Annotated in this window: 13 protein-coding genes and 1 tRNA gene; 3 read left to right on the top strand and 11 right to left on the bottom strand. The window is 54.5% G+C overall.

The features are described 5' to 3' along the window. Nucleotides 1-14 precede the first annotated feature (14 nt). The gene (locus FEM03_RS24240) at nucleotides 15-155 is read left to right on the top strand and encodes a hypothetical protein (RefSeq protein ID WP_166442554.1); all 141 of its coding nucleotides are present in this window, start codon (nucleotides 15-17) and stop codon (nucleotides 153-155) included. Nucleotides 156-224: 69 nt separating this feature from the next. Here the strand turns inward: FEM03_RS24240 and FEM03_RS02145 are convergent. The 5 genes from FEM03_RS02145 to FEM03_RS02125 form a co-directional block, all read right to left on the bottom strand. Further along, nucleotides 225-298, bottom strand: a tRNA-Arg gene (locus FEM03_RS02145). A 101-nt stretch (nucleotides 299-399) separates the two neighbouring features. Continuing rightward, a complete protein-coding gene (folE2, locus tag FEM03_RS02140) occupies nucleotides 400-1,167 on the bottom strand; it encodes a GTP cyclohydrolase FolE2 (RefSeq protein ID WP_138084535.1) in 768 nt (255 codons plus the stop codon). Nucleotides 1,168-1,388: 221 nt separating this feature from the next. Beyond that, nucleotides 1,389-1,628: a 30S ribosomal protein S18 gene (gene rpsR / locus FEM03_RS02135; protein WP_138084534.1), complete on the bottom strand. Its 240-nt coding sequence runs from the start codon at nucleotides 1,626-1,628 to the stop codon at nucleotides 1,389-1,391. Nucleotides 1,629-1,646: 18 nt separating this feature from the next. Then, nucleotides 1,647-1,820: a 50S ribosomal protein L33 gene (gene rpmG / locus FEM03_RS02130; RefSeq protein WP_138084533.1), complete on the bottom strand. Its 174-nt coding sequence runs from the start codon at nucleotides 1,818-1,820 to the stop codon at nucleotides 1,647-1,649. 26 nt (nucleotides 1,821-1,846) lie between these two features. Continuing rightward, nucleotides 1,847-2,758: a TraR/DksA family transcriptional regulator gene (locus FEM03_RS02125; protein WP_166442553.1), complete on the bottom strand. Its 912-nt coding sequence runs from the start codon at nucleotides 2,756-2,758 to the stop codon at nucleotides 1,847-1,849. Between FEM03_RS02125 and FEM03_RS02120 the strand changes: the two genes are divergently transcribed. Next, on the top strand, nucleotides 2,745-3,011 hold the full coding sequence (locus FEM03_RS02120; RefSeq protein ID WP_166442552.1) for a hypothetical protein: 267 nt from the start codon (nucleotides 2,745-2,747) through the stop codon (nucleotides 3,009-3,011). The two genes, FEM03_RS02125 and FEM03_RS02120, sit on opposite strands and share 14 nt — an antisense overlap. A 187-nt stretch (nucleotides 3,012-3,198) precedes the next feature. Here FEM03_RS02120 and msrB read toward each other — a convergent pair whose 3' ends face one another. Then, nucleotides 3,199-3,870, bottom strand: a complete 672-nt coding sequence (gene msrB / locus FEM03_RS02115; RefSeq protein WP_206170804.1) for a peptide-methionine (R)-S-oxide reductase MsrB — start codon at nucleotides 3,868-3,870, stop codon at nucleotides 3,199-3,201. A gap of 199 nt (nucleotides 3,871-4,069) precedes the next feature. Between msrB and FEM03_RS02110 the strand changes: the two genes are divergently transcribed. Next, nucleotides 4,070-4,963, top strand: a complete 894-nt coding sequence (locus FEM03_RS02110; RefSeq protein ID WP_138084529.1) for an outer membrane protein OmpK — start codon at nucleotides 4,070-4,072, stop codon at nucleotides 4,961-4,963. A 237-nt stretch (nucleotides 4,964-5,200) separates the two neighbouring features. Here FEM03_RS02110 and FEM03_RS02105 read toward each other — a convergent pair whose 3' ends face one another. From FEM03_RS02105 to FEM03_RS02085, 5 genes are all read right to left on the bottom strand, one after another. Further along, nucleotides 5,201-6,010 carry a choice-of-anchor M domain-containing protein gene (locus FEM03_RS02105; protein ID WP_138084528.1) on the bottom strand — a complete coding sequence of 270 codons (810 nt, stop codon included), beginning with the start codon at nucleotides 6,008-6,010 and terminating at the stop codon, nucleotides 5,201-5,203. Nucleotides 6,011-6,021: 11 nt separating this feature from the next. Further along, nucleotides 6,022-6,738, bottom strand: coding sequence for a type II secretion system protein (locus FEM03_RS02100; RefSeq protein ID WP_206170803.1), 717 nt, complete (start codon nucleotides 6,736-6,738; stop codon nucleotides 6,022-6,024). A 246-nt stretch (nucleotides 6,739-6,984) separates the two neighbouring features. Continuing rightward, nucleotides 6,985-8,628, bottom strand: coding sequence for a nucleoside recognition domain-containing protein (locus FEM03_RS02095; RefSeq protein WP_138084526.1), 1,644 nt, complete (start codon nucleotides 8,626-8,628; stop codon nucleotides 6,985-6,987). Further along, complete coding sequence (locus tag FEM03_RS02090) at nucleotides 8,625-9,308, bottom strand: hypothetical protein (protein ID WP_138084525.1); 684 nt, start codon at nucleotides 9,306-9,308, stop codon at nucleotides 8,625-8,627. Before FEM03_RS02090 ends, FEM03_RS02095 begins: the two co-directional genes overlap by 4 nt. After that, nucleotides 9,305-10,492 carry an NAD(P)/FAD-dependent oxidoreductase gene (locus FEM03_RS02085; protein WP_138084524.1) on the bottom strand — a complete coding sequence of 396 codons (1,188 nt, stop codon included), beginning with the start codon at nucleotides 10,490-10,492 and terminating at the stop codon, nucleotides 9,305-9,307. The genes FEM03_RS02090 and FEM03_RS02085 overlap by 4 nt, the downstream gene beginning before the upstream one ends. Between the last annotated feature and the right edge of the window lie 29 nt (nucleotides 10,493-10,521).

Here is a 10,521-nt window from a genome sequence, read left to right as displayed (position 1 = left end):
AACGATTCCCTGGGATGAAACTATCCACCTCCAATGTCCTGATCGTTATCGCACTGGTCCTCGCCATCATTTCCCTGATGGGTGGCAATGTGCCAAGCTCCATCAGCATCATCCTCATCTGTGTCGCGCTTTTGCTTCCGACCGTTAAAGCGTAACCCGGCTTGGATTTCCTAATCATTGCAGCACTACTGACGTGCAAGATTAACCCTTTTATGAGGGGGGAGTGCACCCAAGAGGATTCGAACCTCTAACCTTCTGATCCGTAGTCAGATGCTCTAATCCGTTGAGCTATGGATGCTTTGCTGAACCGTTTGAAACGGCAGGATGGATATGATATCGATCTTGCCGGAATTGTCAAATCGTCTGAACGACTTTTCGCGTAGCCGGTTAAATTTTATTTCATTTACCTTCAATCACTGCCCAGGCGTTGTGATTGTGGATGGACTCGTAGTTCTCCGCCTCGACGCGGAACCAGGTAATGTCGGGATGAGCTTTCATTCTGGCGGCCACATTGCGAACGAGATCCTCCACAAAAACCGGGTTGTCATAAGCGGCTTCGGTCACGGCTTTTTCATCGGGACGCTTCAAGACACTGTAAAGCTCGCTGCTCGCGCTGGCTTCCACCATCTCCAAGAGATCCTCGATCCACACGGGCTTGGAAAACCTCACCGCCAGGGTCACCATTCCCCTTTGATTGTGCGCTCCACGAGCAGAAATCGCTTTCGAACACGGACACAAGGTGGTGACCGGAACTTCTACCGTTACTACGAAATCCACCGCGTCAAGACCGGCGGTCACTTCAAACATCACCCCATAATCAAGCAATCCTTCCGCCCCGGTCACCGGGGCTTTCTTGTTGCGAAAATACGGAAACCGAAACTCCACATGAGCTTTCTCGGCATGCAGACGCTGCAACAGTTCCTTGGGCATGCTGGCAATATCCGCCACGGTCAGCACATTGCCGTGGGCATGCAACACCTCGACGAATCGGCTCATGTGGGTGCCTTTGAAATGATGCGGAAGGTCAACGGCAAGCGACACCACGGCAACCGTGCTTTGCTCGCTGTGATCGCGATCTTTGATGCGCAGGGGGAAACGCAGGTTCTTGACCCCCACCTTGTCGATGGACAATCCACGGGTGTCCGGCTGGTTCTGAGTGTCTTGCATGAGGCTTGGGAAATGCGGTGAAGGAACTTCGGAAGAAGGATTTATACTCGGAAAATCGAAAATCAGCGAAACCACCTCCGAGCCGATCCCGTCGTCGTGGAATACCAAGTTCTAAAAATCCGGTCCATCTTGGCTGAAAAAGAAAAGCCCCAGCCGGTAAGACTGGAGCATTTCAAAAGGAATTCACATCTGAAGGAGACGCGCAGTGGCGTCGCTCAGAATCAGGGAAGAAGATTCAAAGAACGGGCGCGCTTGATCTCGCGGGTGATGGTGCGGTGAATGAACGCCGAAACACCGGTCACGCGACGAGGAAGGATTTTGCCCGTCTCCGTGGTGAATTTGGAAAGGATCTCTGGATGCTTAAAATTAAGCTTGTCCATCGGGATGTCCATCCGGCGGCGGGGAAGCTTACGGTTGGCGCGGCGGAAGTTGGCGAGGCGTTCGCGGGTCTTGGGTTGCATAACAATAACAGTCGCTGATTAACGAATTTCGCGGTGAAGGGTGCGGCGGCGAAGGAAAGGATTAAACTTAACCTTCTCAAGACGGCCTGGGGTATTCAGGCTCTTCTTGTTGCGCGTCGTCACAAAGCGTGACGTTGGCTTGCCTTCAGCCTTGGCTTCGGTGCATTCGAGGATGATGATGTCGCGGGGCATGGGAAGAAAAGGGTGGGCAAATTGCGTCAGTCTTTCCCGAAGTCAAGAGAAGAATCGTTATTTGGTGTGGAATTGCTGGTGGTGTCGTCGTCACCGTCCTCATCATCTTCTTCCGACGCGTCATCGAGACCGAACACCGAACGCACCACCGGACGGCGGAATTTGCCCCCGATCTGATCCCTCTCGATCTGCTCCTGCATCTCACGGGTGTAGCGGGTGTAGGGAAGCGCTTCGAGGCGCTCTTCGTGAATTTTGTTGGCGGACATCTCACAGATGCCGTAGACGCCACCGTCGATCCGCTTCAATGCTTCATTGATTTCATAAAGCGCATCCTGCTCTTTCGCGAGCATGCTCAGGGCGAAATCGCGATCATAGGAATCGCTGCCCGCGTCTCCCATGTGCATGCCGCCAACGCCGGAGTCGCCGCCTTCAGGCCGGGTGCGAATCGCGTCTTTGGTCACCCCATCAAGGGTGTCCAGCAAGGCGCTGCGGAGCTCAATCAACCGCTGCTGCTGCTTCTTGACGAACGGTGGCAGCTTGGCCGGATTGTAAGCCTGTTTGATGACAATTTCAGGAGCCGTGTCAACCGGTCCCCGGGAGACCTTAGCAGAGGAGGAAGCCGCATTGACTTTCGGTTTGTCAGCTTTGGCGCTGGCCTTGGCCGCTTTGACCGGCTCAGCCGCTTTCACGACCTTGGCTGGCTCGACGGCAGCGGCGACGACTTTGGTCGCTTTTGCTGGCTTGGCTGCTTTGGCCGGTTCGGAGGCTTTCGCGGGGGTGTCGGTTTTTGATTTCACTGCCGCCGTTGTTTTGGTGGCTTTGGAAGATTCCGTTTTGGTGGACTTGGCGGGAGTGGTTTTTGGAGGAGCGGATTTCACCTTGGTAGTATTTTTCTGGCTAACGGCAGGCTTGGCGGCGGGCTTCTTGGCCTTCGCCACGGCGGCACTGGGTTTTGATTGCGGTTTCGGATTGGATGTCGACTTTGAAGTCGCTTTCGATGGGGACTGCGACTTTGGATTCGGCTTGGGACTCGATTTTGGCTGCGGTTTTGCTGCTGGTTTCGCCACTTTCTTCACCGCCTTGGGCGCAGTGACCTTGGCTTTGGTTTTGTCATCCTTTTTAGCAGGACCGGCCTTGACCGGATTGGCGGAGGATTTTGAGATTTTTTTGGCCATGATGGTGGAAGATTAAAAAATGGCAAAACCGGCACAGCTCAACCGCTTGCATTTGGATTGCTCCAATCATGAACGGAAAAAGAGGGGCCGATATTAACGGTGAATCATCACTGTGCAAGACGAAAAAAACGCCCGACAATCCCTAATCACGCTTCCCGGCACCAAAGCTTGGTCATCGGCAGCACCATCATCACCCGCAGAAATCACTTGGCTTCTGCCTTCGCCGCCGTTGTGTCGGACGGGTTCTCGTCCCCAAAGATCTTCACCAGCAGATTTCCGTATCCCGCCTCCTTCATCTTTTCCTTGGGCACAAACCTCATTGCCGCCGCGTTGATGCAATAACGAAGTCCCCCCAGCTCTTTGGGACCGTCATCAAATACATGGCCGAGATGCGCGTCGCCCGACTCGGAACGCACTTCCACCCTGGTCATCCCGTGGGACACATCTTTCAATTCTTTAATCTCATTATCGGTGATGGGTTTGCTGAAAGCCGGCCAGCCACACTTCGCATCAAACTTGTCTTTTGACGAAAACAACGGCGCTCCCGAAATCAAATCCACGTAAATGCCGTCGCCCTCTTTTTTCCAGGTGTCATACAATTCCGTGAACGGACGCTCCGTCCCATTCTCCCTCGTCACCGCATACTGAAGCGGAGTCAGCGTCTTCTTCAATTCCTCATCCGTCGGCAACGGTTTGGCTTTTTTTCCTTCAGCAGTGGCCTGGGCGGATGCGGGATCGGTGTTCACAGTTTTGGATGGAGTGTTGGTCTCTGGAGCGCTCTTCGATGAATTTTCTTCAGCATGAAGGCCGATGGACGTGGCCAGCATTGCCGCCACGCAGCAATGGCACAAGGGGAAGCGAAAAACGGATCTCATGGACATCATTAGACCAATACGCCGCCAATCCGTTGTCTTGCTCACACAAATAATGCAATCCGCAGCAAACGCCCGCCTACCACCTTCGGATTATTTACTCAATGGAGGTGTGGCATGGGCAATGCTTCAGCGAACACATCGACCAAACACCTCCTCAATCATCAACCTCATCAATCCTCCCACCAACCCGTCAACTCCCATGAGAACATTCAGCCCCACCAAAAATACCGGCCTCATCGCCATCGCCTGCATGACCCTGCAACTGCTGATGATCGCCCCACCAACAACCCACGCCGGTGAAACCCCGAGCGGCAAAGGTGTCGCCACCACCGAAACCAAAAGCAGCGGATTCTTCAACTTTACCTCCACCAGCCTTTGGTATCTCTACGGTTTCAATTGGGACACGCCATTCAGCGCCTCTGAGGAACGCGACCTGATCACTCTGGAGCATTTCAACGACAACAAGTTCGGTGATTTTTTTCTGTTTGTCGACTTCATGAACCTCACCACCTATGACACCGGCCTCGAACCCAAAACTGGCTTTGATGTCTACGGAGAAGCCAGCCCGCGCCTGAGCCTCAGCAAACTCACCGGCAAGGAACCCGGCAAAGGATTCATCAAGGACTTCTTCATCTACTCCGGCACCTTTGAATTCGGTCGCGCTGGCTCATTGAAGAACATCAACCAGGCCTTCGGCACCGACATCGACTACACCCAGACCCGTCAACTGCACGGTGTCGCCGTCGATTTCAACATGCCAGGGTTCCTCGTCTCCAGCCTCAACCTCTACTGGCGCGATGACCTCGATCTTGATGGCTCCACCTGGCAGCTCACTTATGTATGGATCATCCCCTTCAGCATCGGCAGCTGCGACTTCAAATTCCTTGGTTTCGCGGACTTCGCTGGATCGGAAGATTACACGGTTGAAACCTTCCACAGCAGCCCCCAGCTCATCATGGACATTGGCAAACCTCTCGGCCTCCCCAAAGGCAAACTCTACGCCGGGGTTGAAGTGGACATCTGGATCAACGAATTCGGCGTCAAAGGCCAGGACGACTTCGTTCCCCAAGCCCTCATCACTTACTTCTTCTAAGCTAAAGCATTCCATTCCTCTTAATGTATCGGATAGACCCATCAGTGGCTGGCAAATCTGCCAGCCACTTTTTTTGTTGAGCGATCGACTAACGCTTCCCAGCCATGGACCGAGAAGGGCCACTTCACATCAGCGCAGATGATTGAAGGATAATTCAACCCCACTGTCCCCCGTCAGTCATGGACAGCATTCGCCACCGTGTTTGATTTGGTTGCACTTTGACTCAAGACTAATCGATCACCTGCGTCTTCTCAAAAACATCAAGGCGCAACCCGCCACCAACAGCAATACGCGACCTGGTTCGGGCACAATACTGGTGGCGTTTATACCGAATCGCAGGGTAAAGGGATCACTGGTCACCATCTCCCCATCAAGCATAGTGCGGGCAACAAACGTTAGGTCATAAATGCCCTGACTGGTAAAGCCCCAGTTCATATGAGAGTGTCCGCCTGGAAGCATAAAGAAGGCGTCGTTGGAATCAATTCCATTGGCGGTCGACATCCAGACGTTGGAACTGCCAAATGCTCCGGCGATCCACATGGAAAAATGATTGGCCGTCCCCTCACCATAATACTGCATGTCAGTTAACCGCAGCTCCATGTATGAATTCGCTGCGGTGAGAAGAGGATGATCAGGCCGCCAGGTGCTGATTAATCCCGGCGTCGTTTCTTCCGTATTTAAACCGGGCCACACGAAACTTTGATCCTGATTCTGTCCAAAGATCCACAAGGGCTGTCCCGCCCCCACACCAAAAAAATCCCATGTGCTTCCGGAAGGTCGATTCAGGCTTTTTGATCCCGGGATGTAGATCACCGTTTCAACATCCGCTTCTCTTGTGAAGGCGCCGCTCCCGCCACCGCCTTCAAATCCGCTGCCTGCTCCATCGTGATCGAGCGCAAAGGTCCATTGGCCATCCTCATCAATGTTCATGTTGATGTCCATATGCCCCGGACCAGCGATCACCACACCGTGGACAAAAGCGGGAGACACCGTCACCCATGCCGACATCGCGGCCACCACGCTAAAAAATCGAACACTCGTATTCATAAACAATTTACTCAGGATTTTGTTTTGGATGCTGGATCGGCAAAATTATAGCCGCTTGAAATCCATCCTTGGATGACTTCCGCCTTGATGTTTTCCACATGACCATCAACAAACAGGTAGTTGGACGAGCCAGAAGAACGATCAGGACGCTCTGATCCAAGGCGGAATGCATCGGGTTGAATGTCCTCAACCACCCTGCCCCAGTTTGTCCACGCTTCGGAATGCGTGTGATCGTTGGTCACCCCCACACCCTTGGAGAAATTGATGATGAACGCCATGGGCGTATTCGTCATAGATGAAAGCCCGTTCAAATTGGTGAAACCTCCCATCGGCTCACCAAACGGACTGAGCTTGGGAACCGTCAGGAAGCTGTTCATGATGTAACTGGTGCCCTTGGCCTCCAACCGTTCGGCTGACTTGGGATCGGCCGGACAAATGCGCACTTCCTCCACATCAGACAAATAGGGCGCAAGCGAGTAGATCCACGCGTTCCCGTAAGTGGTGACATCAAGCCCGTGAGTCGACACGGGGAAATTTCCAGCGTTTTCCTGGGTGTAACCAATGACCGCGACCCCAATCTGGCGCAAATTGCTGGCACATTTAGCCTGCCTGGATTTGACCAATATGCCTTGGGTTGCGGCGAAACCCATCGATCCCAACAGGGCAATGATCCCTATCACCACCAAAAGTTCCAGCAGGGTAAACCCGCGCTTATTAAAGCAAGTCATTTGCATTATTACGGTCTATCGTCAATTGCGCCACCCGTCAAACTGCTATTGCATTTTATTTGCATTACTATTTGGAAACCTGGGCAGTTCTTCGAACTGCCGCCGGGCATCGCCTCCCTTTCCAACCGGCTTGATGGTGCCGATTTTTCAATCCGGCTCAGAGCTTCGGCATAAACAATTGAAGCCGGATCAATGTGGAGAATGCTGTTTGCCAGTCACGATGAAATCTATCCTGGGAATCATCGTTCACAGGAAAATCACCATCACGACACTGGCCATCGCCGACGTTGCGGCCTGTCTTCCTGCCAACTTGAATGCCGTCATCCAGCCCAATTCCTTTTTAATCGTCCACAGCGTCACCAGGCAGGCCGTCAACGTCGAAGCAAGCCACACCACCAGAAAAATTTGTGCTTCACCCATTGAAACGAGCAAGGTGCCCTCATTGCTGTTGAGGGTCAGCAAACCATCCTTGCGAAGAACCGAAAACAGGATGGCACCCGCCGCTTCCACCGGGAGCTTTAACCAGGTCATCAACGGGGCCAGTCCGACTTCAAGAACGGCCATCACACCCAGATACTCCAGCAAGGCAGCGATGATACAGATCAACAAAAATACCGGCATTGCTTGCAGCAGGAATTGCTTGAGCGATGCCTTCACCCGCCAGCGGACCGCGCGAGCGGAAGGCACCTGCAAAAACGCGCGCTCGTGCAAAGGTTGCGCATGAGTTGACGACAATCCACCATGCCAAAAACGGGTGTGCAGGGCACCGACCACAATCAGCATGAATAGATACGGAACAAACAACCCTGGATGGCCAGATGCCGCGAAGATGCTCAATGAAGCCCCAATCTGATAACTGCAGGCACTTCCAAAGGCGATCATCGACACGCAGGATTTGCGGGTGCATGACGAGCAGGAGCGGCTTTGAAAAACCGCCACCACATTGCAGCCGAATCCCATCAGAACGGGGATCAAATCGCGACCGTCCAGGCCCACCCGCCGCAACCATGGATCCAACGCAGCCGTGATGCGATCTTTCAACCCGGTCTCCTCAGCAATGGCAACGCTCAAAGCCAGCAAAACCACCACGGGGAAAGCCCACAGAAAGGAATACCATCCCAAAGTAATGACTCCATAACCTCCGGTCAGCAAAGCTTGCGGCAACGACGGCAGCCACGAGAACGCCTCCTTCATCGGAGAAATCAACCGCTCATCCAGCAATGGTTGCGCCCAACTGGCAAACCAGTAGGCCGCATACACCGGCAACGCAAACATCATCGCCATGGCCAGCAGCGACAACCATGGTCCCCACAACCGCTGCTCGAACAGCGTGGTCTGAGGTCTCACCCGAGCCATGACGGGTGGGGCGAACTCCAACGCGCGACCACCATTCACCGGCGACGCCTGGGCCATGGCCTGCAAAACCGCCTCGCGCGAGGTCGCATCCAGCGTGCGGGAATTGACCAGCACCACGGGAATTTCCAGCGCTTCACGATAGTGGGCGGCCAACGCTTCGATCTCCGCAGGGGCTTTGTCGAGAAAGGTGATGGCAAGCGCGCTGCGCTTCTGCTTCAGATCCAGTTCCTTCAGCAAAATCTCGATTTCACTGCTGGCATCCGTGCTGCGGGCCACCAGCAACACCACGTCCGCCTCCCCCGTCGCGTTCAGCGCCAGTTGGGTGGTGGCGGCATCGGACTTCGCCCGTATTCCCGGGGTGTCCACCACATCGCAGGCACAACCCGTGACACGACACTTTCGACACACCACCGTCGACCCCCGAAAATTCGCCTCATCGCCGGCAGCATGTCCGGTGAGTCCGCGAAACAGCGCGCTTTTGCCCGCCGACTCAAGGCCTGCCAGCACGATGGTGGAAGTGTCAGTCGTCTTCATGAATGTTTGGTCAATCTGGAACTGCCGGAGTTCCAGCCGCAACCGATCCTCGCCGGTTCAACAACCCTCCGCATTTTGTCCCGCAAGAAACGCCTCGCCGCAGGCACCGTCAGCGGATTGTGAAGAAACAACTCCAACCATTCGCGCTGCACCTCAGGGGGTAGCCAGTGCATGGCATTGGGCAGCTTGTCATACTCACGAAAAATGCTCGAACGGTAGCCACCACCATGCTGCGCCTCCACCCAGCTTTCGTAGCCCAGCATCCAATGGACAAAGTTCTGCATCATTGACGCCAGCAACGACCAGTCCTCCGCAGACACCGGAGCACGCAGACTCTCCCTGGCAACACACTCCGGCTGCGGTGGCGCTGGCGAATCCCAAAGGAACAAACGATGCCGGCCACGCACAAACACAAATCCTGGCTGACCTTCACGATACCAGCCCAAACACCAGCCGTGCAGCTCAATCAATCCATCCCCCAGTTCGATCCGGTAACGACTGGTGCCCTCCTTCGTCTTCTTCGCGATTCGCTCAAACCCATGCGTCACCAACTGGTTCCCGTGCGCGTGCATCACATCCCTTCCCCAGTAATAGAGTTGCAGATAAAGACAATCCTCCAGATCGCTCAACCGGTGAAACAGTCGCGCCACCTCACGATCATTCGCCACCATCTCGCTCATTTCTCTCCCGCTCCGGCAAATTCCACCGCCTCCGCAATCTCGTCATTTTCTCCGTTCACCGCACATTGGCAGTCCGTGCAGCAACTCAGGTCATCCACCATGAACCCATGCTCGCGCCAAGCCTGAAGAGGCTCCTCCCAAGGCAGGCCCAAACGCTCCGCGATGGCACGGGCAATGATGCCAAACCGCGAGCGGAATTTGTAGATAAAACAAAACAAACTCTGCCGGTGGCTCAGCGAAGGACCACTGTAAAACAACCCCTCATGCAAGGTGCTTTCATCCGCGTCTTCACTAAACACCATCTGCCCGTCATGCTCCGCAAACAGATGTTTCACCGGTGCCAGCGCCTTGTGAAACCCGGTGCAGAGAATCGGCTGCGTGACTGAATCAAAGACATTGCCCGCATCATCCAGCAAACGCCATCCGCCATGATCGTGCCGCACTTCCGTAATCACCGCATTCTTGTAAAAGCGGATGGTCCCCGGTGCATCTTCCAACGCCTCGCGCAACCGGTCCCGCGTGAAAGGACTCAGGCTGCGGCTCGGATCAGGATCATCGTCATGCCAAGGCTCGCCCCTGCTCAACACATTCACCTGTTTGCCCCGCCACGCGAGATGAATGGCCGCATCGATGCCGCTCTCATAACCACCTACCAAAGTAAACGTGTCCCCCTCCAGCTTGCTCCAGTCTTTAACCTGCGAATTGTGAAGGCAATGCTCGCCACCGCGAATGCCACCATCATGGGGCTGGCTGAACTCACCCGCCGCCCAGATCACAAACCGTGCCTGCAACTCCCCCCGATTCGTCATCAAACTCCACCCCTGCCGATGCGGGGTCAACGCCAACACTTCAACGCCCACCTCCACCGGCACCTGATAATGCCCCACGCATGCCCGCAGATAGTTGGCGTAATCCTCCCCACTAGGATGCTCCTTGTGAACAAAATCCGCCAGCGACGATTGCGGCGTGATCGCATTCAGATCCGTTTGTTTAAACGGATTGCTGTAAAAACTCGGCGTGATCAAACGCATTTGTTTGGGCCACTTTCGAAACGAACTTCCCACGCCATCCCGCTCCAGCACCAACAGCTTCTTCACCCCACAATCCCTCAACGCCACCGCGCATCCCAAACCCGCCGCACCTGCGCCGACAATGACAACCTCCAGTGTTTTGGTCTGATCCATAAAATAAAAAAATTCCAACAAAGCTCCAC

The sequence above is a fragment of the Phragmitibacter flavus genome (assembly GCF_005780165.1).
Taxonomy (GTDB): Bacteria; Verrucomicrobiota; Verrucomicrobiia; order Verrucomicrobiales; family Verrucomicrobiaceae; genus Phragmitibacter; species Phragmitibacter flavus.
This window is presented reverse-complemented; position numbering and strand designations above follow the sequence as displayed.